This window comes from Salipiger sp. ABN3_019, assembly GCF_056158605.1.
In genome coordinates, this window is record NZ_JBSWTP010000010.1 from 317,744 (window position 1) to 340,529 (window position 22,786).

Sequence of the window (22,786 nt, forward strand, 5' to 3'; positions counted from 1 at the left end):
AGCGCGGGGCATGGTTCCATTCGTCCCGTTGGGTCCCTAAGAAGCACCCGCACCTATGCGTGGCGGGCGGGGCTTGCATCCGAATGCGCGCTCAGTCTTTATGAAAACTGGTTAAAAAAGCCTTTCGAAATCCGGGAGAGACGCGAAGATGCTGGGCCGCGACCAAGCAGAACTGATCGGCTTAGAGGCCGCCGCATGGCTGGCCGCCAATGACGAGCTCTTGCCGGTCTTCCTTGGGGCGACCGGGGCCTCGATCGACGACTTTCGCTCGAATCTTTCCGATCCGGGCTTTCAGGGCGCCGTGCTGGATTTCCTGCTGATGGACGACGCATGGGTTCGGGCGTTCTGCGACGAAAGCGGCCATGCCTATGATGTGCCGTTTCAGGCGCGCCAGCATATGCCCGGCGGTGGCGAAGTGCATTGGACATGAGCCTGTTGCGCCGCCGTGCCGATGGGGTGCTGTTCGACAAGGACGGCACATTGTTCGATTTTGCGCGCACATGGAACGCTTGGGCGTTGACGGTGATGCGGCAGCTTGCCGGGGGCGAGGCTGCATTGATCTCGGCCATGGCGCGGGAACTGCGCTTTGACCTCGAGACCGAGACTTTCTTCAAGGACAGCCCGGTGATTGCCGGGACCAATCGCGAGGCCGCCGAATGTCTGGCCCGCGGGCTGGGGCGCGCCGATGTCGGCGAGATCGAGGCATATCTCGCGGCCGAGGCGGCACGCGCGCCGCTGTCGGAGGCCGTGCCGCTGCTGCCGCTGCTGGACGGGCTGGCGCGCGAGGGTCTGCGGCTTGGGGTCATGACCAACGACAGCGAGACCTCGGCGCTGGCGCAACTGCGCGGGGCAGGGGTGGCGCAGAGCTTTGACTTCATTGCCGGTTTTGACAGCGGCCATGGCGCGAAACCCTCGCCAGAGCCGCTGCTGGCTTTTGCCACGGCTGTTGCGCTGGACCCTGCGCGGGTGGTCATGGTCGGTGACAGCACCCATGATCTTGAGGCCGGGCGGGCTGCGGGAATGATGACGGTTGCGGTGCTCACCGGCCCTGCGGAAGCTGACGATCTTTCTCCCCATGCCGATGTGGTGTTGCCGGATATCGGCCATCTGCCCTTGTGGCTGAAGTCTGAGGTCGCCTGATCAGGGACATCTGCCCAGTCCCTGACGGTTTACCGCTCCATTAATCTCTCTGCGCTAAAACTCTGGCGGGCCTGTCTGGTGGCAGGCCTGCTTTGAGACGGGTTCGAGGATCGCGCTCGACAATCGCGCTCGAGGATCGCCGTCAAGGATCGCAATGGAAACCCCAAAGACAGGAGGATGGGCGGATGCACGGGCTGGTCGCCCGAACACTCCAGTGCTTCTTGCAGGACACTTATGGGCCCGACCTCTGGCGAGAGATCGCGACCCGCGCGCGGCTCGAACTGCCGGATTTCGAGGCGATGCTCGACTATGAGGCGCAGCTTGTCGGGCGCGTTCTGCAGGCCGCCGAAACCGAGCTCGGCAAACCGCGCGACGTCATGCTGGAGGATATCGGCACCTATCTCATCACCCATCCCAACAACGAGGGTCTGCGCCGGTTGATGCGCTACGGCGGTGAGGATTTCGTCGACTTCCTGCACTCGCTCGAGGAACTGCCGGGGCGCGCGCGGCTCGCGGTGCCTGACCTCGATCTGCCGTTGCTGGAATTGCGCGATGTGGCCTCCCGGCAGTTCACACTCATCTGTCACTGCAGGCCGCCCGCGAGCACCGGTTTTTCCCACGTCATGGCTGGCGTGCTGCGCGCCATGGCGGATGATTACGGCGCGCTGGCATTGCTCGAGCTGCGCGGCGGAAGCGGAAGCTGCGAGCTCATCGACATTACGGTGATCGAGACCGCCTTTGCCGAGGGGCGCCGGTTCGATCTGGGCGCGCATGGGGCAGGGCGCCGCCGATGACGGAACTGAGCCTGCCACAGACCACGCTCGATGCGCTCTGTCCCATGCACCTGCGTTTGGATGCGAGCGGCCGGATCGTCGCGCTGGGTCCGACCCTGCGCCGCGTGCTGCGCGGGGGCGCAGAGCGGACGGGGGCAGACTTCAGCGGCCAGCACTTCACCAGCCTTCTCGAGATTTTCCGTCCGCGCCGGATCACCGACATCCCCCAGCTTCACGCGGCGTCTGGCCGTAAACTGCATGTTCGCTTCACCGGTCGCGCCGAAGAGCGCCGTGGCGGTCTGCGAGGCCTTGCGCTGCCGGACACGGGCGGCGGGGCGGTGCTCAACCTGTCGTTCGGTATCGGCGTGGTCGAGGCGGTGCGCGATCACGCGCTGACCAGCAGCGATTTCGCCCCGACCGATCTTGCCATAGACATGCTCTATCTTGTCGAGGCGAAATCCGCCGCGATGGAGGCCTCGCGCACGCTCAACCGGCGTCTGCAAGGGGCGATGCTGGCTGCCGAGCAGCGTGCCTTCACCGATCCTCTGACCGGCTTGCGCAATCGCCGCGCGGTGACCCATGCGCTGGCCGAACTGCTGCGCCGGGATGCTGAATTTGCGCTGATGCATGTGGACCTCGATTTCTTCAAGCGGGTCAATGACACGCTGGGCCATGGGGCAGGGGACCGCGTGCTGCAGCAGGTGGCGCGGATCATGCTTGAGCTCACGCGGCGTGACGACACGGTGGCGCGGGTGGGCGGCGATGAGTTCATCATCATCCTCGTCGGGCTCACCGACGCCGAGCGGCTGTCGGAACTGGCCGAGCATCTGATCCGGCGTCTCGAGGCGCCTGTGGCCTTGGGAGAAGATCGCGCGCGGATCTCGGCCAGCATCGGCATTGCCGCCAATGGGGAGGCTGCGCGCTATCGCAGCGCCAGCGCGCTGCTCGAGGATTCCGACACAGCGCTTTACGCGGCCAAGCGCGCGGGCCGCGGACAACACGCGTTCTTTCGGCGCCCGCCCGAGGGTGTCACCCGCGGGCAGGGCGATGCTCTCAGGGCCGCGCCGGAGGGCAATTCCGGGCGCGACGGCCCAGAGCCAAAGGGTCGCGACGGGGCTGCCGCTAGGTGAAGTAAAAAAGACCAAGAAATTTTCCAGAAGGGGGTTGCGCCCCTCCGGCCTCTGGCGTAAATCCCGCGCCACGGTTGGGGCGTAGCCAAGTGGTAAGGCACCGGTTTTTGGTACCGCGCACCGTAGGTTCGAATCCTACCGCCCCAGCCAATGACATCCAAAAATTCCATACCCTCCAATGGGATAGCCGCTGATCAGGCGGCCAGCCTCCCGTCACCACGACGCGGTGGTTCACAAACTGGTTCACATAGATCAGGGCGTCGAACTCAGGAACCGTCGAGAAGATGGGGGCTTCATCTCGTCCGCAGAAACGGGGTCTTCTACTTCCGGCGCCGCTGGCCGGAAAAACTCCGGCGTCTCGGCGCTCCGGCATTTTTGTCGGTTTCGCTTCGCACCCACTTCCTCCGCGACGCGGTCAAACGGTCTGCAGACCTGCTGTCCGCCATCGAAACAGGAGAAAGAAAAGTGCTCGAACAATTTCAGAACACGGCGGCCAACGATAATCAGGTCAAGGCGATGCTGCAGTCCATGGTGCGACGCGCGGTCTCGGAGATGATCGCGCGACAAGAGCGCGATGCGCCGACCGTGTCGCCGGACACCTATCTGGAGAACCTTGCGCTCGAGACGCGCCAGATCACCGACGCTCAACGCAGCCGGGATTGGCAACTGGCGGAACGCTTTGCAGCGGGCGCTGCAATAGAGAATGGGTTGGATACCACCGCTGTGGCGGCGCCGCAGGTTGCGCGGCAGGTTCTCGCGCTCATGCGTCAGCTGAACGATTTGGCGGCACACGTAGACCGGGAATTCGCAGACCCCCTGCATGCCACTCAGGACCTCCTCCTCAGGCACAATCTGCCCGCAACTTCTGAAGCTCTGCAGCCCCCGATGGGCCTCAATTTCGGTGGCAGTTGCTTATCGATTTGCAAAGCGCCCTGCCGGATCAGCGCTTTTTCCTCGGAGGAGCAGTAGAAGAACACGGCTTCCTGCTTTTCCGAGGAGACCGCACCCCGCGCGGTCCGGTTGGGGTTCGAAGGGGAGGCTTGCCGCCCCTCGCAAGGCCCCGGTTCAACGGTCGAAGACCTAGAACCGGGTCGCCTTGCTCTTTGCTCAGACTGCTTGATGTTCGAAGTCACCATGCCACCTCCGCACGGCGAAGCTCCGGTTCAGAAACCAGGTCACGCAACAGCAGGACACGAGCGTCCATGACGACCGTCACTGGGTTCTCGCCTTCACGGAAGCCGCGTGAGCGGGCGACGTCCAGAACCGCCTTCATGCGTTGTGCGACACGACGAGCGGTCTCATGCTTCTCGGTCCAGATCGGGGAGAGGACCTGCAAGACCTCTGGCTGATCAATCTCAGACACAGGCAAGCGGCCGATCTTGGGGAAGGCGTAATCTGCGAGCGTGTTGATCCACTGCTGACCGTGCTTCGGGTTCTTCCAGGTCGGCAGACGCTCGATATGGACCTGACGCGCGACCTCCTCAAAGCATGGTACCTCCTTGTCGCGATGGTACTTCGGCTTCAGCCCCTGCTTGGCGAGGCGCCGCTATTCAAGCGCCCGTTCTCGGGCGACTGTCAGGCTTAAGATGGCAGCGCCGCCTAGACCGAAGTCCGTTCGGTTGGGCTTTCCTTGGCGGTTGCGCTGACCCTTCACTGTGACCCGCACGATCCACCGGCGGGCACCGGATGGGTCAACCACGAGGTAGAGGCCATTGCCGTCGCCGTGCCGCCCTGTGCCCAGGGTGCGGACGAGATTCTTGGTCAGTTTGCCGGAGGTGTAGGCCATCGGACGTACCACCTTTCATACCACGGAACGAATAGAACCGAGCGCAATCGAAGTGAAACGAACGCAATCAACGAAAGAGAATAAGCGCATCAGTCCATAGACTTATACGCTATCAAGCGCCCCAGAGCCATTCAATCAAAATGGTAGATGGCGGAGACGAAGGGATTCGAACCCTCGAGACCCTTCCGGGCCTACTCCCTTAGCAGGGGAGCGCCTTCGACCACTCGGCCACGTCTCCGCGGACCCGTATATTGACCAACCCACGGGGAAACAAGGCGTTTTTGCAGGGTTTTAGCAGATTTTTTTAAGCCCCTGTTTTCCTTGGTTTTCACCCATTTTCACCCGTTTTCACCGGCGTTTTCCGCGCAATCCGCGCAAAATCCGCGCACCCGCGTTCCGGTTTGTTCTCAATGGGTTGCAAATTAATGTTTGCAACGCACAGATTTTTGTGCGCATCAATACGCGATCGCATCGATTGAGATGTTACCCTTGACTTTCCGCCCTGGCCTTGCGCCAGGGCGGTTTTTTTATGCCCAGGCGGCGCCCACCAGGGCCGCGATAAACGCCGCGTTGTGCTCTAGCTCGGCAAGGCTGCCATTGTTGTCGAGCACAAGATCCGCATCCTCGGGCCCCAGCTCGATCGGCTCGGCCGAGGCCCCCAGGCGCGCCTCGGCATCCACCCAGATCACCGCATCGAAGAACACCCGCGCGCGGTCGAACTCGGCGCGCCCGCGCAGCCCCACATAGATCGCATGATGCTCGAGGAGCTGCTCGGCCAGCGAGGGGCCGGGGCGTAGATTGTAGGCCGCCATCGCGTGAAACCAGAGTGCGCGATGATTGCGCCGATCGGCATAGGCGGCGGCAAAATCCGGGTAGAGATCGGCCACCAGCGGCCAGACCGCGACACGCCCGGCGAACTCGCTCGAGCTGATGTGCGAAAGACGAAGGCGGCGCGCGAGGATCGCGGCCGCCTCATCTTTTCCGTGCTCGCCCTGGCCGATCACCAGGAGGCGCGGCCGCAATCGGTCAAAACGGGATTTCATCATCGATATCCCGGCGCGGGCCGCCGCCAGTGTTGCCAGCACCGCCGGTGTCGCCGGCGCCGCTAGTGCCGCCAGCACCGCCCCCGGCGCCGCCCCCATAGCCCGAGCCGCCATAGCCCCCGCCCGAGCTGCCCCGATCGCCCTCGCGCCGGCCGTCCAGGAGCGTCAGCTCGCCCCGGTAAGGGCGCAGCACCACCTCTGTCGAATAGCGATCCTGGCCGTTTTGATCCTGCCATTTGCGGGTCTCGAGCTGCCCCTCGATGTAGACCTTTGAGCCCTTGCGCAGATATTGCTCGGCGATCCGCGCCAGCGGCTCGGAGAAAATCGCCACTGAGTGCCATTCGGTGCGCTCCCGTCTCTCGCCGGTGTTGCGGTCCTTCCAGTTCTCAGAGGTGGCAATCCGCATATTGCAGACCTTGCCGCCGTTCTGGAATGTGCGCACCTCGGGATCGGCCCCGAGATTGCCCACCAGGATCACCTTGTTGACCGATCCGGCCATGTTTCACCTCTCGCTTGCCAGGCACGTAAAAACCCCGCGCCAATTTGCGGATCGGACGCGGGGCAAAAAAAACAGGTTGGAACAGATCAACCGAAGCCCGAGAAAGGCACCTCGATTTCCGTTTGCTTTGCGTCCAGGCAAGCCCTTTCCGGTTAGGGATATTGATGCGGCTGGCGCCCGCCGCCGGCACCGACCAAAAGGGCCGGCACCGAACAGCCTAGGCGCCAGAGGTTCGCGAAAGTTACGCGGCCGCCTCGAGCTTGAAGCCAAGGGCCTCGAGGCGCTCCATCACATACCGCTCAGCGAGCCGATCGAGCACCGTGTCGCCCGGCACCAGCGCGCGGATCGCACCGGGCACGCTGGCGCGCGCATAGTCCAGGGCCTCGGCCTTGAGGGCATCGAGGCCGGCAGCCGGGCCGCGTGCGGCGGCCGCTTTGGCGCCGGTCATAATCGCCGAGTGCAGCGCCTCGCGGTGGCGCGCCTCGATCTCGATGCCAGTGGCGGCCTGGATCGCGCCGGTTGCGCGCTTGAGCAGGAACGTCAGCACCGCGCCGAACAGGCCGAGCAGCGCCGGGGTGATGTAGGTCATAAGATCGTGCATAGGGTTTCCTTTCGATCAGGAGGGAGAGGGCCGCGGCTCACGCCGCGGCGATGATTTTCTGGATGGCCGCGAGTTGGGCCTCGGCCCGGCGCGCGCGGTAGAGGGCCGAGGCGAGCGTGACGCCAGCCGGCACCTCGATCTCGACACCATCGGGAAACTCGATCGAGGCGCCCGCCTCGATCTCGGGCTCGGCCGGTTCGGCGACCAGCTCACCGATCGCCACCAGCTCCTCGTGCAGAGCGCCGCGGGTTTTCGGCCCGGCAATGCCATCGACCTTGAGCCCGGCATCATCCTGGAACAGGCGCACCGCCTCGGGCCCGTATCCGAGCAGCACCAGGGCCGCGCGGGTGAAGCGCTCGAGCCGATCGGGAAAGCCGTTGAGCCCGCCGTTGATGCGCCGGGTGATCATCTCGATGTCGGCCGCATCGGCGTAGGCATTGAGCCCGCGGCTCTGCCAATACCAGATCGGCCCCAGGCCCTCCCAAGGGTCTGTATTCATCAGATCGGGATCGGCGACGAAATCGGGCGCCTCGGCATCGACCTCGGCGCGGCACCAATCGCGAAACTCGCGGGTGTTGGCTTTGCCGGTGATCTGAATGCCCGTGCGGCCGCGGTAGAGATATCCATCGCCATCGGCCTCGGGCGTGTTGCCGAGATCGGTGCGCGTATCGTACCGCGCCTGCGCGGCCGTTGGCGTGGCGCCCCAGATCTCGCGATCGTAACGAAAGCCCGCGCTTTCATGCGCGATCTGAGCCAGGAAGTGCGCCAGGCGGTGCGGCCGATCGAGGCCAGCGCCGGAGCCATGCGCATCGAGGCCCGCGAGGATCGAGCGCATATTGTCATTGGCCGGCCGGCCTGCGATGGCCGCCAGCTTGTCGAGATCAAGCATTTCGATTTCCCATAAAAAAGCCCCGCTCGAGGGCGGGGCGGTCAAAGCGGCGCGGGAGGGGAGGGCGCCTTAGTCGTGACGGGCGCGCAGCACCGCCGTATCGCGGCGCAGCGCCTCGGTATCGTCCTGGAGCCGATCGAGGCGGCCGACCACCTCTTTGAGGATCGCGCGATTGCCGCGCACCTCCTCGAGCACGTATTCGGTGCGATCGGTTTCCGGTGCCGGCAGCCCGACCTCGACGGGATCGCGCTTCACACCGCGCAGCGCCGCGATGATGGCCGCGCCGACGCCGCCGACAAAGGCGACAATCCCGGCCCAGGCCTCGGGCTCAATGGCATTGAGTACGGCGGTAAATTCCAACATCAGCGGAGGCCCTGTAAGCTGCGAGTACGTCGAAAGCGGCGAGCACCAGGTAGGTGCCGACGCCGGTGTTTAGGGCGGCCTGCTCCCCAGCCACGAAGGGCAGCGCGAAGATCGCCGAGATGCTTGCGAAGATGCCGGCGCCGACGATCGCGCCAGCACCGCGCCAGAGCGGCGAGGCCTTCACATTGCCGTTGGCATAAAGCCCGGCCATACGGATCGCGGCGATGAGCGTTAGCACCATGATCATCGCGCCCTCATCGAGCCCAAGCCCGACGAAACCGGAAAAGCTGCGCGAGGCGGCAAGCGTGTTTCCTGGCAGCACCAGGATCACCGCGAAGGCAAGCAACACGCTCGAGGTGAGCCATTCGAGGCCGCGGCCGTTTTGCAAAAACGTATGTCGGAGGTTCATGGGTTTACCTGAATTTGTAGAGGCTCACGGCGAGCCACATGAGCAGCCGCCGCCAGGCCGCCACGCGATCGGCGGCCAGCACATCGGCGAAAACCCCGCCAGCGGTGAGACGGCCGCAGCGCTGCCCCAAGAGCCAATCATGCAGGCAAGCGGCCCGGAGATACTCGGGCGCCGCGGGATTGAACGCCCAGGCCAGCGCCGGCGGCACCGAGACATCGAAGCGAAAGCCGGCCGGCACCTCGAGGCGCGCGACCGATCCAGCGCAGCCGAGATCCCAGATCAGGGCGCGCGTGACGACATAGGCGCCGCCACACGGCCGATACCAATCAGCCAAACCTGCGCTCACGCGGCCGCCCGGAACCCATCGAGCGCCGCGGTGATTTCCTCGCGCGTCTCGGCCGCCTCGATCGCGAGCTTGGCGGTCTGCCGGTTGCCTTCGAGCGGCGCCGCAGCCTCTTGCCATTGCGCCGACATTTGCAGCCAGAGCTGCGCCAGCTCGGCCGCGCCTGGCGCCGTCACACCCACCTCGGCCGCGAGCAGCGGAAAGCCTGAGAGATCGGCCGGCTCAGCCTCGAGCGCCTGATACGCCTTGGCCTCGATCTCTTTGCGCAGGTACACCATGTCTTGCCCCGGCAGCTCGGTGACAAAGGCTAGGCGCAACGAGCGAGACAGGTGCTCGATCTCAGACAGAGCGTAGGCACGATAGGCGTCGAGATCGGCCGGGCTCGCCTCGCCGAACCCTTCGGTCTCCAGCGGCGCGGGCCACGCGGGGCTTTCTTCGAGCACGCGGCGCACGGCGGCGGGCATCTCGTAGTTGGTGGTGAAGAACTGCTGCTGGAACTCGGAGAGCGTCAGATAAGCCTTCGCGGCCATGTGGACGTGCCGGTGGTCGTCACCCGGTGCTGAGTTGCCGAGGGACATGACGCCCTTGAGCATGGGCAGAGACCACGCCGCATCGGGATCGGTAAGGGCCGCGTAGTGACTCTCCATCAGGTCGATCAGCGCGGAGTAGGAGTGAAGTTTTTGCATGGGCCTTCCTTAGACGGGATTGTTGGTGGTGAAGGTGTCGAGCGCGGCGGCAAAGTCGGACTCGGCCTGCGCCAGCTCGGTGAGCGTGGTCGCGGCGGTGACGTCGGCCTTGGCCTGCGCCCGGATGTTCTCGAGGCCGCCCGCGAGCGCGCGCCACTGCGCGGCCATGTTGAGCCATAGCTGCGCCAGCTCGTAGGTGGTGGGTGCGGTGATCCCCACCTCCCCGGCGAGCAGCGGGAACTCCGCCAGATCGGCCGGAGGGTTGGTCAGCGCGATATACGCTTTCGCCTCGTTCTCCTTGGCCTGATAGATCATGTCCTGACCGGGCAAGGTCGTGATGTAGGCAGAGCGCGCCGTGCTGAGCGCAGCGTCCACGCGTTCCAGAACCGGTCGGCGCGCGAGGTCCATTTCACGGACACGGCTTTGGTCGGTGCGGCCAATCTGGATCATACCGTCACCTCGAAGCTCGCGCAGAGCACCTGCCACGGCGCGGGAGGCGCGATCTCGATGTTGTAGTGGCCCGAGTGGGCGAACTGCAGCGTCTCCGTCCAACCCTCAACATCGGTCACCATGTCCAGCGCCGGAGCATCCTCAAACCGGGCACCAACGATCACTCGCGTTCCGAGTGGAAGCGGCGGAATAGTGAGCAGGCCCCCATCTGGCTCATCAACGGGGATGACCGGGCGGGGAAGGAACTCTCCCTCTTCGGAGAGATAGCAGCGAGCGAGAGTGCCCATGTTTTTGAGAAACTCATTCGGAGCCAGCATGGCCCCGATAGGCGCGACCGCGGCCATCCCCGCGGTCGCGACACAGTCATTTTCGTCAAGGAATGCATATGCCTGCATGGCGCTCACCTCCGAATGCAGCGTGCAGATATTGCGAGGCTGCGCATGTTGGTATTGGTCCCACCAGTGCCGATCTTGGTCCAGCGCACGCGGAACTGGATGTTGTCACACTCGGCCATCATGGTGTTGGAAGCGTAGTAGAAGTCCCATTCAGTCCCGCTTTGCACGTTTACGTCAAACGAGACGCCGACGCTTTCCCAGCCCTGCCACGACCCGCTCACATAAAGGCGGCGCTCTACGAAGATGCGGTAAGTTGTGTTGGGGGCAGGCTCTCTGATTTCACCGCCAAGCCCGATAAACCAAAGGTCTGCAAGGCCGGACCCGACCCCCATTGCCGCTCCGGTAAAGACCGTGGTGGTGCTCCCGGTGCTGATCTCGCGCTGGTTACTGTCGATCTGAGAGTAGAGGTCAGACACTGAGCCAACCTGCAGGCTGCCCCGCACGATCAGATCGTTGAACTGCGCGCCGCCGCTCTTGTTGATCGCCCAGCCCTGAGAGCCCGACTGATAGTTGTCCGAGCGCAGATCGCCCGAGAAGATGCCCATGCCCGCCGTGATCGAGCCGGTGGTGATCTTCCCACCATCGATGGTGGTGCTGGTCGCGTTGATCCGCGCCGCCGGGTTGTTGGCTCGCGCCGCAACATCGCTCGCGTTGGTGCCGCCGATCTTCACACCGTTCGGGAGGGAGGTGCCCGAGGTGATCTTGGCCGCACTCAGCGTGCCGGAGATGTTGGCGTCGGAGATGTAGGCGGTGGTGATGGTCGCGAGTTCCGCAATCAAGCTCGCCGTGTCGATGTTGCGCGCCGTGATCGTGTTGGTGATGATCTGGCCGCCGTCGATGTAGGTGTAGCCACCCACACTGTAGGGCGTCAGCTCACTGGCGTTCGGCACCGTCTGCACTAGCTGCGGCTTGTGCAGGAACAGGTAGCTGTCGCCCTGACCCGATTGGGTCGCCAGCTTGCGGATGTGAATGCAGGCAAAGGCCGCATTCGAGGGCGCCTGCCCACGGCAAACGACGCTCAGCCACTCGTCGGGATTGTCGGAGCTATAGGACCCGACGGGGATGTCTACGTGGGGCGCATAGCCGATGGTGTTGCCAGAGGCATCACGCCACTGGATCCGCAATTCACCCGTGCAGCGGTGCATCGAGAATTTACCACTGACCTCGTAATACTGGTTGGGCGTGACCGGCGCGCCAATTGCAAGGCCGCCGTCGTTGCTCGCAACACCCCTCGAAATGACGTCGGAATAGCCGCTCGTATCACCGCTGGTTTGGTGCATAACGAGGGTCGGATAGTCGGCCCCCGCGAAGGTAGCGCCGGGCGAACGCACCTTGAAATCGGTGTCAGCCCCCGCCGCACCACTGGGATAGAACCACCAACCGCGCGTGCCCGCCACGAAGTCGGTGTTCTGCAGCAGGTTCTTACCAAGACCAACCGAGAGCTGATCGGTTGTGATCGAGCCAGTCTCGATCTTGTTGCCGTTGATCGTCGTGGCATCGGAGGTGCCGCGCCAGTCGCTGAGCGTCGTGCCGCCCGAGATGGTGATCTTGCCGGGGTTGATGTTGGTGCTCGGGCCGGAGTTGATGCGCGACGCCGGGTTGCTGGCTCGCGACTGGATGGTCCCGAGGCTGTCGCCGGACACCTTGATCGTGTTGCTGAGCGTCGTGTTCGCGGTGAGGATGTCCGCATCTAGCGTGCCCTCGATGTGCGCCTGACGAATGAAGGCCGTGCTGATCTGCGCGATGCCTTCGGTGAGGCTTCCCGGCTCGCCGGTGATGATGAGTTTGTTCGCCTTGATCGAACCATCGACGATCAGCTCGCCCGCGTTGGCGCGGCGCAGCACGATCCGATCCACCGCGACCCAACGGGCCGTGCTCTGGGTGTTGTGGTTGTAAAGCTCAAAGCCCGCGAAGTAGGCGCCGGACGCGGGCGTCATTTGCTTCTCAAAGCGGGTCCAGCCGGTGGTAAGAGCACCGTTCCCGACGATGTCGGAATAGCCGATGTTGTTCCTGTTCTGGTCATACCAGCGGATGCGCGCCCAGAAGCCTTGCGACATCGCGTCGCTGGCGCGCGCCTCGGTCTCAGCCCAGTAGGATTGTCCCTGCCGGACCGGCACAAGAAGATCGCTCCCATCGGGCAGACGCGTAGAGACCGAGGTCGTCAGATCATCCGGGCCCTTACGCAGAAGAAGCGCGCGGTCGCCCGAAGATTTGACGCCCGTCAGGCTGATGTCGCCGCCGGAGGGGATGGAGTTGCTGAACTGGCCGATCAGGTCCGGGTCGGTGCCCCAAGACCCGAAGGTGAACATGTTGTCCCAGTCCATGACGCCGAACTTGGTCGCGACGATGGCGCCGGTCGCGATCTCGCGCGAGGTGATCGCGCCGGCGGTGAGGATCGCCGCCGAGATCGAGTTTGTGTCGATGTGGTCCGCGTCGATCTCTCCGACGCCGATCTTCGAGGCCGTGATCGCGCCGTCGACGATCATCTCGCCCGCCATCATGCGGCGCACGCTGATGTCGTCGAGCCGGACGGCGCCAGAGCTGCCGTTGCCGTTTGCAAGGCTGATGCGGAAAGCGCTGCAGTCGTCCGGGATGGTGAACTCGCCGGTTAGCTTTTTCCAGACGCCTTCGGACCCGATTTGGGATGCGCCGTAAGACACGGCGCCGAGGAAGTCGGCGTTGTCGTCGCGGTAGAACCGGATCTTGAAGTTGCTGTCGCCGTTCCAGCCACCCTCACTACGCGCCCAAAGCTCCACGGTGAACTTGTCGCCGGGATTGCAGGTGATCCGCTTGGGCAGGACCGAGGTTTGCGCGTTGGTGTTGATGTAGAGGCACTGGGAGCCAGTGTGTGGGACGCCGGCGAGCGTCATGCCCGGCATGATCGGCCACGGGTTTGCGTCCGCGTCTTCGAAGTCCGATCCGGCCACGAGGTTGGTAAAGTCGCCGACGAGGATTTTGTCGGAGGTGACTGCGCCCGCGGCGATTTTCTCGGCGGTGATCGAGCCGACATCGAGATGGTCGGCCTTGATGGTGCCGTCCACGATCAGCTCGGCACCATTGGCGCGGTTCATGAACGCGTCATCGAAGTAGGCCGTGCCCGCATTCTGCGAGTAGATGACGAACTCGAAAATCGCATAGGCGGCGTTCGCCGGCGCCGTTCGAATTCCCGTGACGAGCTGCCAAACCGTGGTGACATCGCCACCATTCATCAGCACGCCGCTGTTCCCGATTTCGCTGCCGTCCTTGTCGCGCCACGTCACGCGGCACCCGACGGTGCTACACGCCAGATCGTTGGTGCCTTTGACATAGCAGGCGGCGCGGATCATATCGCCCGGAGAGACGCTCATCCATTTGAGGTTGCGAGCCGCCGCGGACGACGTGCCCGTGCGGTAGATGCGACGCTTGCCCGAGTGTGCGAGCGAGGAATTCTCGAGCGCGAAGGAGCCGAGATCCCACCCCTCATCGCCGTAGTCGAACCGGCAGTTGTCCACCGCATTGGTCAGATCGCTCAGCGTGAGCCGGCTGGCGGTGATGGAGTTCGCCGCGATGTGGGCCGCGGTGATCTCGCCCGCCGCGATTTCGTTGGCGGTCACAGCGCCCGCCGCGAGCTGGTCGGTGTCGACCGAGCCAGCGGTGAGCACGGCGGTGCGGATCGAGGTTGTGTCGATATGGGCCGCCGTGATCGAGCCGTCGACGATCAGCTCACCGCCCGTCTTCCGACGCACGATGATCTGATCGAAGAACAGGTTCTGGATCGTGGTCTGCGAGCTGTGGTTGTAGAGACGGATGCGGAAGAAGTGCGCGTTGCTTGGCGGCGTCACGTCTTTGGCATAGGTCACCCAGCTGCCTGTGATGGGTGCGTTGCCCATTAGGTCAGTGTTGGTGCCAAGGAAGTTTTCGTCGGCGTCATACCAGTTCAGGCGCAGATAGGCGCCCGCACTGGTGCTCGCCTGATTGGTCCGAATGGCCGTCTCGACGTAAAGCTTCTCGCTCGGCGTCACCGGCACCAGCTGGTTCAGGTCCGCGTAGAGGCTGTTGTTGCCGGCGGCATCCTTCTGCAGCAGAAGAATATACCGACCCTTGCCGCCGTAGTCGGCCCCGTTCAGCTTTCGAGCCCTGCCGTTCCCGCTGACGACGGTGAAGTAGTCTTCGGGGTCGTCACTCATCGCCCCGTTGGGCACGAGGTTCGTCATGTCGGTGATTAGCAGGTTCGACGCGCGGATCGAGCCCGCCGCGATCTCGGTCGAGGTGATGGCCCCAGCCTTGATCTGACCCGCGGTGATCGTGTTGGCCGCGATCTGGGACGCTGTGAGTGTGCCCGTGACATCGGTGGCCGGAACAGCCGCAGTCCACGCTCCGTCCTTGTATCGGTAGAGCTTGCCGTCGCCAGTAAGCGTCGCGGTGCGACCGTTATAGTTGCCAGTGGCGGGCAGCGCGTCGACGATCTCAACCGCCGTCAGACCCGACGCGAATTTCGCGATGGTCATCTCGCCATCTTTGATCTGGCTCGCGACGATCTCGCCCGAGATGTCAGTCGCGGCCACGGCCGCCGTCCAGCCGGACGCGGTGTAGCGGTAGAGCTTGCCGTCGGTGCTCAGGTAGACAGTGCGCCCGTTCGTGTTGCCCGAGGTCGGCAGCGCGCTGACGTATTCGATGGCCTTGACGTTCGAGGCCATCTTGCTCGCGTCGATCACCTGATTGGCGATCTGCGGCCCCTGCACCTGCCCGGTGAGCTTGCTGGTGGCGAGGCTGGCGATCTTTTCGCTGGTGATTTCACCTTCGATGTCGTCGGCAGACACGGCCGCGGTCCACGCGCCGTCCACGTAGCGATAGAGCTTGCCGTCGGTGGTGAGCGTCACCGTCCGGTTCGGGTAGTTCCCTTCCGTCGGCAGCGTGTCCACGATCTTGATCGGCTGGAGGCCGAGCGCGAAGGAGGTCTCATCAACGATGCCGCTGATGTCCTCGGCAGTAACGCCGAGCTTTGCGGGGATCGTCACGCTCTCGCCGTTCGACCAATCCGAACGGTTGCCGGAGGTGTCGACCGCGCGCACCCAATAGAACTTAGTGAGGTCAGCCTCGAGCGTGCCAAAGCCGTCGCGCACGAAGGTGGTCGCGAGGCTCTTGTAGATCGGCGAGGTAGGGTTCACGCCGGGCGCGGACGCGCTGTCCTTCTCGACGATCTCGTAGAAGGCCAGATCGCTCTCGGCGTTCTCGTCCCACTCGAGCCAGACAGCTTTTACACCGAGCTGCGCCGCCAAGCCGGTTGGTGCAGCCGGCGGCACGGTATCGAGGGCCGCGGTATGCGCGACCTCGCCGCTATAGGCGCTGCGCCGCGTGCCGTTGACCGTGCGCACCCGCGCAGCCAGCGAGGTGCCAGGCAGCGCATCGAAGGTATAGCGCGAGGTCGACACGGAAACGCCAATGAAGTTGCCGCCCGCCTCGGAAACTTCAAAGTCATAGCCGGTTGCCGGCGTCATCGCATCCCAGCTTGCCGTGATCCGCGTGCGGCCGTCTGCGGCGATCTCGGAAGTTAGCACAAGGCCGGTCGGGATCGAGGGTGCATCAAAGCCGCCGCTCACCACCTCCTCGGAAACATCGGCAACACCGAGCTGCACATTGTCGGTCGTGACCGGCTGCCAGGCGCCCCAGGAATAGGCGCCTGCGCCCGAGAGGAAGCTGGCACGGCACTCATAGTCCGTATTTGGCAGAACCCCCTCGCTGATCATGGTGGCGCCTGCGCTCACGTCCAGAGCCTTGCCGGCGGCTGCCGCCTGGCCAACCGGGCGCATCTCCCAGGCCACCGCCCGCACGCCCTTGGAAACTGGCGTCCAGGTCAGCGAGATTGCCGGGCGGCGCGCAGCGCCGGAGGCATCGCGGATCGTGGCCGCAGCGAAAACCGCGGCGATCGCGGGCGGGTTCGGGGCATCCGAGGCGGCGGTGATCACGCCAGCCGAAACCCAGCCGCGCGTGCGCCCGCTGCCGGAGGTTGCCGCCACCTGCACCTCGTATTCTGCGCCCTCGGTAAGCCCGCCAGTGAGCAGCGCTTGCTCGGCCGCGCCAACCGTTTCGCCATAGCTCCATTGCTCGCCGGTCAAACTCTCGCGCCAGCGAAGCTGCAGCGTTACGCCGGCCATATTCTGCCCGGTGGTCACAGGGGCAAGCTGCACCGAAATGCGCGGCGTAACCGCGCCATTGGCGGCGATGAGCTGCGTTCGCCGATCGGAATACGCTGAGAGCACAACCGGCGCAGGCGGCAGGTTGATCGCTGCAGGATCGCGCGGCGTGGTGACGATCGGCGAGTAAACCGGCAGCGGCCCGGTGGCGGCCTCGAGGATCTCGGGCACGGCATCGACCACCTCGATACGCGCGCTTTCATCGGTGTCAGGAAAGACGCCAACCACCAGGAAATCGGCGGTGCGCTGTGCCGGCTCCTCGATCGCCACCAGGTCGCCGGCGGCGATGTCACCGATCGCGATCGCCTCGCCAGCCGTCCAGGTGCGAGACGCGGGATCGGCCGGAGAAAAAGCCGAGAACTCGCGCACGCCTCCGATATTGCGCACCGTCATGCGCAGCGCGGCCTGATCGAAATCGAAAAGATCATCGAGCACGATCGAGGCGACATTTCCGGCGCCGTCGCCGATCACCTCGCGGATGCGCGCGGCGCCGATGCCGATCATCGGTACATCATGCACCAGCCGGATTTTATCGCCGCGGGTGCAGCGAATATGCTCCCAATCGGCATAGAACTGGTGCCGCTCGACGCGGTTCTGTGCAACCGCCAGGTGATAGCGGCCGAGGCGATAGGCGTTGCCCTCATCTTCGTCCGCAGCGGTCACCACCACACCGGGCAGCTCAAGCTCCTCGGTCTCGCGCGCGGTCATGCGGGTGAAGCCATCGATGCCGACAAACACCTCGTCTTGCTGCCACTCGAGGCGCTCGGAGATCACCTTGACGCGAAAGCCGTGGATCTCTCGCGGGAAAGTGAGCTTGGCCGAGTAACCCCAGGAATTGCGCGGTGTGAACACCTGGCGCACCGGACCGGCCGCACCGTCGCGCACGATCGACCAGCGAAAATCGGCGAGCGTGCGCCGCGCGCGGCCGGCGGCCGCGATGATGTCTAGCACCTCGGAAACCTGGCTTGGCGTATCCACGACATAATCGCAGGTCCAATGCGGCTCCTCCTCGGCCCAGGCGCGAAAGGCCTCGAGGTCAATGCGCCGATCCTCGACGGGGCGGCGCAGGTGAGTGCCACGAAGCCCCTGCAGGAAGGCCCAGGCGGGATGCCGCACCGGCTGCGGATCGGACCAGCTCGAGCCATCCCAGACCGGCGCGAGCTGCTGCACGATCGCATTGAGGCTGTCGATCTGGCCGTTGAGCTGATCGCTTGCCTTGATGCGAAACGCGATCTCGGCGATGCCCTCATGGCTCGGCAGATCGCCATCGCGGAAAGAGCGGATCGCGGTGAGCGTGGCGCTGTTGTAATCGCCCGCGTCGTCATCGATGAAGTTGCGCCGGGTGATACGGATCGCGTATTGGCCCGGCTCGGCAAAATCGATCGTCTTTGTCACGCGGTAGAGGCCGACCACCTTGGCCTCATAGGTGGTGGTGCCAAGATCGATCCAATCGGCCTCATCGAGGCCGCCCTCGAGCGACTGATACTCAAATTGGAAATTGGCGTTAAAGGTTTTCTGATCGCCGTCATCGTTGGTGCGATAGAGGCCTTGCGGAAAAGTGAGATCCACCGCGGCGCTCGAGGTGTCGAGCCGCGTATATTTGACAAGCGCATCATCCTGCTGCGGAACGTCGCTATAGCCATCCTCGGCCACGTCGCTCGCGTAGAGGCGCATTGCCTCGCTGCCTTGGCGCCAGCCTGCCGCCTCAACCTGATAGGAGGCGCTCGCGTTGGTGATCGTAATGCCTTCATTCGAGCGCCGGCGGGTCACCTTTCTCTCGACATCGGCCTCGCTCACGCCGGTGACGCGCACGCGCCACATGCGGGCGATGCCATCGGTGAAAGGGCCCGCGGTGAAGGTCTGCGCGGCCGCAAGGTCGGTGTAGGTTGCCGCGGTCGACCAGGTGCCCACGCCCACCTCGGCAACCTCGACCACAGCCGAGACGCCGGCGACGTAATAGAGCGCGGTCGGCTCGAGCGAGATCGAGACGGATTTGGCGGGCTGCGCCGGCTGATAGGTGTATTCCTCGCCCACATCGCCGAGCAGCTTTCGAGGCGCCTGGCTCTCCTCGGCCCGAGGCTTCACCAGCTCGGCGAGCTGCGGCATGTTGGCCAGCGTGCGCGCCTCATCCACGTTGAGAAATTCCAGCTCAACGCCGTCATATTCCCAAATTGGCGTGGTGCCGATCATCAGCGTTTCGAGCGCAACAGGCCCATAGCCGAAGGTCATGCGGCCGCGATAGTAGATGTCGCGCCCGACCGTCTCAGAGTAGCCGGTGGCGGTCATCGGCGGGAACATGCGATGCCGGCCGATCACATAGGGAAAGGCGCCGTAGCGGTTCACCGCGTTGCTGATGCCGGTGATCGCGTAATTCTGCACACCGCCCGAGGCGTTGGTGCTGGCCGGAGGGATGAGCGCCTGGATCGCCAGCGCACCCACCACCGAGATCGCGGCGACGGTGAGCGAATAGGCCCAAGAGCCCAGGTTGAGCGCGGTGGCTGCAGCGGTCGCCGCGTGCGGCAGGGCAGCCGAGAGCACCAGGGCGATCGAGCCCGGATCGCGCACGGCAAAAGCCACCTCTACCCGCGTGCCAGGGCGCGGGCGGGTCTTACCCCACATGGTGAGCGGCACCTCAGTGATCTCGCCGCCGCGGATCAGGCGCACGATCGGGATGCCATAGCGCTCGGTATCGAGGTCCAGCTCGCGCACGATCTCCGCAACCGTGGCGCCGGCCGGAACCTCGCGGCGCACCGCTTGCCTCTTGAGCGGGTGCGATTGGCCCCAGGCCTCGATCATCTTGGTGTCGTCAAGCAAAGCGATAAATTCCCTCGAGCTTTCCGATCCAGCTCGCGCCACGCCAGCGCTCGAGGCGGCTGGCGGCGATCCGATCGGTGTGCAGCATGTCTTGATCATTAAGGGCAAAGCCCAGGTGCAGCGGGCGCCCCGCCGATAGAAACAGGAGCGCATCGCCCTCTTGCGCATTCGCCACGCGGCTCACCTGGCCGCGATAGGCCTCGACCACACCGCGGCGCACCGCCTGCTCGACGCTGCAGGCCGGGTCAGGGATGACGCGGCCGTAACGGGCGCGATGCAGGGCGAGAAAGAGGCCGAGACAATCGAAAGCCTCGGGGCCCCGGCCAAGATCGGCATAGGGCAGCCCGATCCATTCATCTGTCCACATTCAGAACAGGCCGGGCGTTGTCGCGGGGCTCATGGTGAGCCGGCCAAAGGCCTCCTCGAGGATCGGCTCGAGGGTCATCACGCCGCTGATCGTGTCGGCGTCATACTCGATGCCGGAGATGTAGACCTCGAAAGGCCCCATCTCGATCACCTCGGGCGCCGACACCAGAACATAAGTCACCACCCCGAGCACCGAGCCGGTCACGCCGCGGAACTCGCCGATGATCTCCCGGCTCACGTTCTGCGCGCGCCAGCGCATCACCGGGTTGCCCTCATCCTCATCATCGGGCAGCGCCAGATCGAAGGGGAAAGGCTTGTATTCGAGCCCGTCATGCGTGAGCGCCTTAGCATCACGCACCAGAGCCACAGGCGCGGCCCAGGAGGAGTGCGAGAGCATGAGCAGCGGCACAAGTACCTGCCCGCTTTCCTGCGCATAGGTCTCGGCCGCCAGAAGGTCGGAAATCTCTCTCACGGCAGCACCTCGAGCGTTGCCGAGACGGTGACGCCGAGCTTGTTCGATGTGATCTCGTACTCAGACACGAAATCATAGCTGTGCGTGATGCCGGTGATCGGGTCGACCGCATCAAAGGACAAAACGCCCATGCGCAAATCATCCCGATAGAAAGCCTCGAACTGCGCGAGCTGCGCGATCGTGAGGTAAGAGATTTTCCCCGAGAACGGCCGCGCGGCCGCGCTTGTGCGCAGCCGGCGCTTGTCGGGCCCAGTGCTCATTTCCGAGCGCTTGATATGTCCCGAGGGGCCGCTCAGCTTGTAACCGCTGCGGCTCGAGAAAAACGGCAGATCATTCGGCCAGCTCGGCATGATCACTTCCCTTTCGGATTGGGGCGCACGCCGTAGCGGGCGCGCATGGCGCCATCACCGGCGCCGGAATTGAGCAGCGAACTCAGCTCGCGCCGCAGATCGATCTGTGTGTTGCCCCGCGCATCACGCCGGGCTTCGACCTCGACGCCGGCGTAATTGTTCACCGAGATATCGCCCTGTTTGAGGGTGACGCCCGAGCCGCCGCTGCCCGCGCTCACGACACCGGCCATCGCGCCGCCCTCGGCAAATTTCGGGATTTCGCGCCGGCGCAGCGCTTCCATGAACTCGAGCCCGTAGTAATCCACCGCGGCCGCCGGCTGCATGAACTCACCGCGCGAGCCCCAGAAAAGCAGATTGTCCTGCTTTTTGCTGCCGGCCCCATGCAGCATGCCAGCCGCGCGCGGCACGCCCTGGAAGCCACCACCACCGGCGCGCCGCGGCAACGGGCCGCCAGAGCTGTAAAGCCCGCCCGCGGCCATGGTGGCCTCGGCCTCGCCCACCAGGTAGGAGAGCGCGGCCAGGAAGTCACTGCCGAGTGCGAGCTTGACCAGCTCCACCCCGTCGCCACTGGCACCGCATTTGCGGCAGAAGAAAACGCCCTTGGCCGTGTTGATGTTGAGCCGGTCCGAGTCGGTGCGCTCATGTCCGCCGCAGTTCGGGCACGGGCCGGCTTTTTCGCTCGCGGTGATCCTAGCGAGCCGCAGGCCGAGCTGCTCGGCCACACGGCCGATCGGGATCATCCGCGCCTCATGTAGCCGGCCATCGTCACGCATCGGCCGGCGTCTCGAAAGAAAAGCCCGGCGCCACCTCGAGGCGATAGCCGACTTCGCGCAGCGATCGGATCACCACGGGCAAGCCGGCACGCTGCATCGCCCGGCGGATCGCCGAGACGCGCGGGCGCATGTTGCGCGGATCGATCCACTCCTCGAGCGGCCGGGTTGCCATAGCTGCCGCGAGCAACCCCTCGAGCGAGACAAAGCGGCCGCGCCGGCGATAGAGCGCATGCAGGATGCGCGCCTCTTGCGGCGGCAGGCGCAGGCCGAGATCGGCTAGGCGGTCGAAAAACTCAGGGGTTGGATCGAGGTAGAACTCGAGCAGATCGAGCACATAGGGCAGCCGATCGGCCTCGGGCAGCGCCATAACCTCGGCGGCAATCGTGTTGCGGATCATGACTGCACCCATTTGCGTTCCCAGCGGTCGCAATGATCGGCACCCCGATCGGGGCGCATCAGGAGTGCGAATTTCGAACAGGGCGCCGGGCCGCCCCGCAGCTCGCCGTCGAAAAATGCGCAGGTGCCGCAGACGCGACGCAAGTGCAGCGGGCAGCTCGCGAGGCGCGGGTTGGCATTGTCGCGGCGAAAGCCGATGTGCGGCGCCGGCGCGGGCATGCGAAAACCGTCATTGCTCATCGCTTCCCCCTCCGCTTTGCGCCGGCGGCGATCGGGTTGAGGGGATTGCGCGGCAGCGCGCCGGGCGCATCGCGCAGCACGCGGATATAGCCGCCGATGATTTCCGCGGCGACGGCCTCGGGCGGCACCTCGAGTTGCTGCGCAAGCGCCTCGACATCACGCCGCACGTTGCGCTCGAGGGAGTTGAGCACGCTTTCAGCCATGAGCGGCCTCGGCGATCTCCGCAATCTGCAGTGGCGGAAGCTCGAGGTTTTTGGCACGGGCCCGGCGGCTGAGATCTTCGAAAACCCGCGAGGCGGTGCCGAGGCGCAGATCCTTGCCTTCGCCGCTCAGAAAGTAGCGCAGCGAATTTTTTCCCAGGCCTAGCGCTACGCCGTAGGAGGAGGGCGCCAGCTCGAGAAGCAAGAGCGATTTTTCGAGCCAGGGGCGGAAGGCTTCGGGCGCCGGGATGGCCGCAGTATCGCCTTGCGCGCTTAACTTTTCACAGTGCCGTGTCGTTTGTTCCTGCATGCTGCCACCTTTGCTTGCCCGAGATCGTCACGATCTTGCGTCAACTCACGATCTTTCAAAATGCATCGCACAGTAAAATGTGCCATGACAACAAAAAAATATGCAGATGCGCAACTCCGAGGGCATTGCGCTTTTACTGCGGATTTCCCAGTTAAATGTGATAGGCTAACACCACGAACAGATGG

Annotated in this window: 26 protein-coding genes, 2 tRNA genes and 1 pseudogene; 7 read left to right on the plus strand and 22 right to left on the minus strand. The window is 64.5% G+C overall.

Going from position 1 to position 22,786, the window contains the following annotated elements; genetic code table 11:
* Positions 1-148: 148 nt before the first annotated feature.
* The 7 genes and pseudogenes from ACXAD2_RS23515 (at position 149) to ACXAD2_RS23545 (ending at position 4,012) form a co-directional block, all read left to right on the plus strand.
* Positions 149-430: a DUF3572 domain-containing protein gene (locus ACXAD2_RS23515; protein ID WP_475175809.1), complete on the plus strand. Its 282-nt coding sequence runs from the start codon at positions 149-151 to the stop codon at positions 428-430.
* On the plus strand, positions 427-1,140 hold the full coding sequence (locus ACXAD2_RS23520) for an HAD family hydrolase (RefSeq protein WP_475175810.1): 714 nt from the start codon (positions 427-429) through the stop codon (positions 1,138-1,140). Before ACXAD2_RS23515 ends, ACXAD2_RS23520 begins: the two co-directional genes overlap by 4 nt.
* Before the next feature lie 185 nt (positions 1,141-1,325).
* The gene (locus tag ACXAD2_RS23525; RefSeq protein ID WP_475175813.1) at positions 1,326-1,934 is read left to right on the plus strand and encodes a heme NO-binding domain-containing protein; all 609 of its coding nucleotides are present in this window, start codon (positions 1,326-1,328) and stop codon (positions 1,932-1,934) included.
* Positions 1,931-3,043 carry a diguanylate cyclase domain-containing protein gene (locus ACXAD2_RS23530; RefSeq protein ID WP_475175814.1) on the plus strand — a complete coding sequence of 371 codons (1,113 nt, stop codon included), beginning with the start codon at positions 1,931-1,933 and terminating at the stop codon, positions 3,041-3,043. The genes ACXAD2_RS23525 and ACXAD2_RS23530 overlap by 4 nt, the downstream gene beginning before the upstream one ends.
* A 75-nt stretch (positions 3,044-3,118) precedes the next feature.
* Positions 3,119-3,193: transfer RNA gene (locus ACXAD2_RS23535), tRNA-Gln, on the plus strand.
* Positions 3,194-3,481 (plus strand): annotated as a pseudogene (locus ACXAD2_RS23540) (DUF6538 domain-containing protein); the annotation flags it as partial.
* A gap of 27 nt (positions 3,482-3,508) precedes the next feature.
* Positions 3,509-4,012 carry a hypothetical protein gene (locus ACXAD2_RS23545; protein ID WP_475178435.1) on the plus strand — a complete coding sequence of 168 codons (504 nt, stop codon included), beginning with the start codon at positions 3,509-3,511 and terminating at the stop codon, positions 4,010-4,012.
* A gap of 160 nt (positions 4,013-4,172) precedes the next feature.
* Here ACXAD2_RS23545 and ACXAD2_RS23550 read toward each other — a convergent pair whose 3' ends face one another.
* From ACXAD2_RS23550 to ACXAD2_RS23655, 22 genes are all read right to left on the minus strand, one after another.
* Positions 4,173-4,568, minus strand: a complete 396-nt coding sequence (locus tag ACXAD2_RS23550) for a tyrosine-type recombinase/integrase (protein WP_475178380.1) — start codon at positions 4,566-4,568, stop codon at positions 4,173-4,175.
* A gap of 21 nt (positions 4,569-4,589) precedes the next feature.
* Positions 4,590-4,829, minus strand: a complete 240-nt coding sequence (locus tag ACXAD2_RS23555; RefSeq protein ID WP_475175819.1) for an Arm DNA-binding domain-containing protein — start codon at positions 4,827-4,829, stop codon at positions 4,590-4,592.
* A 148-nt stretch (positions 4,830-4,977) separates the two neighbouring features.
* Positions 4,978-5,067 (minus strand) — tRNA-Ser (locus tag ACXAD2_RS23560).
* A 289-nt stretch (positions 5,068-5,356) separates the two neighbouring features.
* The gene (locus tag ACXAD2_RS23565; protein WP_475175822.1) at positions 5,357-5,872 is read right to left on the minus strand and encodes a hypothetical protein; all 516 of its coding nucleotides are present in this window, start codon (positions 5,870-5,872) and stop codon (positions 5,357-5,359) included.
* Positions 5,856-6,371 (minus strand): single-stranded DNA-binding protein, encoded by a 516-nt coding sequence (gene ssb / locus ACXAD2_RS23570; RefSeq protein ID WP_475175825.1) that lies wholly within the window; start codon positions 6,369-6,371, stop codon positions 5,856-5,858. The genes ACXAD2_RS23565 and ssb overlap by 17 nt, the downstream gene beginning before the upstream one ends.
* Positions 6,372-6,612: 241 nt before the next feature.
* Positions 6,613-6,972: a hypothetical protein gene (locus tag ACXAD2_RS23575; RefSeq protein ID WP_475175828.1), complete on the minus strand. Its 360-nt coding sequence runs from the start codon at positions 6,970-6,972 to the stop codon at positions 6,613-6,615.
* A 37-nt stretch (positions 6,973-7,009) separates the two neighbouring features.
* Positions 7,010-7,861 carry a peptidoglycan-binding protein gene (locus tag ACXAD2_RS23580; protein WP_475175829.1) on the minus strand — a complete coding sequence of 284 codons (852 nt, stop codon included), beginning with the start codon at positions 7,859-7,861 and terminating at the stop codon, positions 7,010-7,012.
* A gap of 69 nt (positions 7,862-7,930) precedes the next feature.
* Positions 7,931-8,224, minus strand: coding sequence for a hypothetical protein (locus tag ACXAD2_RS23585; RefSeq protein ID WP_475175833.1), 294 nt, complete (start codon positions 8,222-8,224; stop codon positions 7,931-7,933).
* Positions 8,190-8,633, minus strand: coding sequence for a hypothetical protein (locus ACXAD2_RS23590; protein ID WP_475175835.1), 444 nt, complete (start codon positions 8,631-8,633; stop codon positions 8,190-8,192). Before ACXAD2_RS23590 ends, ACXAD2_RS23585 begins: the two co-directional genes overlap by 35 nt.
* A 4-nt stretch (positions 8,634-8,637) precedes the next feature.
* Complete coding sequence (locus ACXAD2_RS23595) at positions 8,638-8,967, minus strand: DUF1353 domain-containing protein (protein ID WP_475175838.1); 330 nt, start codon at positions 8,965-8,967, stop codon at positions 8,638-8,640.
* 8 nt (positions 8,968-8,975) lie between these two features.
* Positions 8,976-9,662 (minus strand): hypothetical protein, encoded by a 687-nt coding sequence (locus ACXAD2_RS23600; protein ID WP_475175840.1) that lies wholly within the window; start codon positions 9,660-9,662, stop codon positions 8,976-8,978.
* A gap of 9 nt (positions 9,663-9,671) precedes the next feature.
* A complete protein-coding gene (locus ACXAD2_RS23605; RefSeq protein ID WP_475175843.1) occupies positions 9,672-10,112 on the minus strand; it encodes a hypothetical protein in 441 nt (146 codons plus the stop codon).
* On the minus strand, positions 10,109-10,507 hold the full coding sequence (locus ACXAD2_RS23610; RefSeq protein ID WP_475175844.1) for a hypothetical protein: 399 nt from the start codon (positions 10,505-10,507) through the stop codon (positions 10,109-10,111). Before ACXAD2_RS23610 ends, ACXAD2_RS23605 begins: the two co-directional genes overlap by 4 nt.
* 5 nt (positions 10,508-10,512) lie before the next feature.
* The gene (locus tag ACXAD2_RS23615) at positions 10,513-19,494 is read right to left on the minus strand and encodes a host specificity factor TipJ family phage tail protein (protein WP_475175847.1); all 8,982 of its coding nucleotides are present in this window, start codon (positions 19,492-19,494) and stop codon (positions 10,513-10,515) included.
* The gene (locus ACXAD2_RS23620; RefSeq protein ID WP_475175850.1) at positions 19,487-19,861 is read right to left on the minus strand and encodes an NlpC/P60 family protein; all 375 of its coding nucleotides are present in this window, start codon (positions 19,859-19,861) and stop codon (positions 19,487-19,489) included. Before ACXAD2_RS23620 ends, ACXAD2_RS23615 begins: the two co-directional genes overlap by 8 nt.
* Positions 19,862-20,332 (minus strand): DUF1833 family protein, encoded by a 471-nt coding sequence (locus ACXAD2_RS23625; RefSeq protein WP_475175852.1) that lies wholly within the window; start codon positions 20,330-20,332, stop codon positions 19,862-19,864. It abuts the gene before it with no gap.
* The gene (locus ACXAD2_RS23630) at positions 20,329-20,682 is read right to left on the minus strand and encodes a hypothetical protein (RefSeq protein ID WP_475175854.1); all 354 of its coding nucleotides are present in this window, start codon (positions 20,680-20,682) and stop codon (positions 20,329-20,331) included. The genes ACXAD2_RS23625 and ACXAD2_RS23630 overlap by 4 nt, the downstream gene beginning before the upstream one ends.
* 2 nt (positions 20,683-20,684) lie before the next feature.
* Positions 20,685-21,422, minus strand: a complete 738-nt coding sequence (locus ACXAD2_RS23635) for a primase-helicase zinc-binding domain-containing protein (RefSeq protein WP_475175856.1) — start codon at positions 21,420-21,422, stop codon at positions 20,685-20,687.
* A gap of 25 nt (positions 21,423-21,447) precedes the next feature.
* The gene (locus ACXAD2_RS23640) at positions 21,448-21,852 is read right to left on the minus strand and encodes a winged helix-turn-helix domain-containing protein (protein WP_475175858.1); all 405 of its coding nucleotides are present in this window, start codon (positions 21,850-21,852) and stop codon (positions 21,448-21,450) included.
* Positions 21,849-22,091, minus strand: coding sequence for a hypothetical protein (locus ACXAD2_RS23645; protein ID WP_475175862.1), 243 nt, complete (start codon positions 22,089-22,091; stop codon positions 21,849-21,851). Before ACXAD2_RS23645 ends, ACXAD2_RS23640 begins: the two co-directional genes overlap by 4 nt.
* On the minus strand, positions 22,088-22,294 hold the full coding sequence (locus tag ACXAD2_RS23650; RefSeq protein WP_475175865.1) for a hypothetical protein: 207 nt from the start codon (positions 22,292-22,294) through the stop codon (positions 22,088-22,090). Before ACXAD2_RS23650 ends, ACXAD2_RS23645 begins: the two co-directional genes overlap by 4 nt.
* Positions 22,287-22,601 (minus strand): hypothetical protein, encoded by a 315-nt coding sequence (locus ACXAD2_RS23655; RefSeq protein WP_475175868.1) that lies wholly within the window; start codon positions 22,599-22,601, stop codon positions 22,287-22,289. Before ACXAD2_RS23655 ends, ACXAD2_RS23650 begins: the two co-directional genes overlap by 8 nt.
* Between the last annotated feature and the right edge of the window lie 185 nt (positions 22,602-22,786).

Bases quoted from the DNA above. Each gene is read 5' to 3' on its own strand.
- ACXAD2_RS23605 (WP_475175843.1), bottom strand. From the start codon at position 10,112: ATGATCCAGATTGGCCGCACCGACCAAAGCCGTGTCCGTGAAATGGAC.
- ACXAD2_RS23645 (WP_475175862.1), bottom strand. From the start codon at position 22,091: ATGAGCAATGACGGTTTTCGCATGCCCGCGCCGGCGCCGCACATCGGC.
- ACXAD2_RS23555 (WP_475175819.1), bottom strand. From the start codon at position 4,829: ATGGCCTACACCTCCGGCAAACTGACCAAGAATCTCGTCCGCACCCTG.
- ACXAD2_RS23515 (WP_475175809.1), top strand. From the start codon at position 149: ATGCTGGGCCGCGACCAAGCAGAACTGATCGGCTTAGAGGCCGCCGCA.
- ACXAD2_RS23525 (WP_475175813.1), top strand. From the start codon at position 1,326: ATGCACGGGCTGGTCGCCCGAACACTCCAGTGCTTCTTGCAGGACACT.
- ACXAD2_RS23635 (WP_475175856.1), bottom strand. From the start codon at position 21,422: ATGATCCCGATCGGCCGTGTGGCCGAGCAGCTCGGCCTGCGGCTCGCT.
- ACXAD2_RS23610 (WP_475175844.1), bottom strand. From the start codon at position 10,507: ATGCAGGCATATGCATTCCTTGACGAAAATGACTGTGTCGCGACCGCG.
- ACXAD2_RS23575 (WP_475175828.1), bottom strand. From the start codon at position 6,972: ATGCACGATCTTATGACCTACATCACCCCGGCGCTGCTCGGCCTGTTC.
- ssb (WP_475175825.1), bottom strand. From the start codon at position 6,371: ATGGCCGGATCGGTCAACAAGGTGATCCTGGTGGGCAATCTCGGGGCC.
- ACXAD2_RS23600 (WP_475175840.1), bottom strand. From the start codon at position 9,662: ATGCAAAAACTTCACTCCTACTCCGCGCTGATCGACCTGATGGAGAGT.
- ACXAD2_RS23520 (WP_475175810.1), top strand. From the start codon at position 427: ATGAGCCTGTTGCGCCGCCGTGCCGATGGGGTGCTGTTCGACAAGGAC.
- ACXAD2_RS23630 (WP_475175854.1), bottom strand. From the start codon at position 20,682: ATGCCGAGCTGGCCGAATGATCTGCCGTTTTTCTCGAGCCGCAGCGGT.
- ACXAD2_RS23565 (WP_475175822.1), bottom strand. From the start codon at position 5,872: ATGAAATCCCGTTTTGACCGATTGCGGCCGCGCCTCCTGGTGATCGGC.
- ACXAD2_RS23590 (WP_475175835.1), bottom strand. From the start codon at position 8,633: ATGAACCTCCGACATACGTTTTTGCAAAACGGCCGCGGCCTCGAATGG.
- ACXAD2_RS23640 (WP_475175858.1), bottom strand. From the start codon at position 21,852: ATGATCCGCAACACGATTGCCGCCGAGGTTATGGCGCTGCCCGAGGCC.
- ACXAD2_RS23530 (WP_475175814.1), top strand. From the start codon at position 1,931: ATGACGGAACTGAGCCTGCCACAGACCACGCTCGATGCGCTCTGTCCC.
- ACXAD2_RS23650 (WP_475175865.1), bottom strand. From the start codon at position 22,294: ATGGCTGAAAGCGTGCTCAACTCCCTCGAGCGCAACGTGCGGCGTGAT.
- ACXAD2_RS23620 (WP_475175850.1), bottom strand. From the start codon at position 19,861: ATGTGGACAGATGAATGGATCGGGCTGCCCTATGCCGATCTTGGCCGG.
- ACXAD2_RS23655 (WP_475175868.1), bottom strand. From the start codon at position 22,601: ATGCAGGAACAAACGACACGGCACTGTGAAAAGTTAAGCGCGCAAGGC.
- ACXAD2_RS23585 (WP_475175833.1), bottom strand. From the start codon at position 8,224: ATGTTGGAATTTACCGCCGTACTCAATGCCATTGAGCCCGAGGCCTGG.
- ACXAD2_RS23580 (WP_475175829.1), bottom strand. From the start codon at position 7,861: ATGCTTGATCTCGACAAGCTGGCGGCCATCGCAGGCCGGCCGGCCAAT.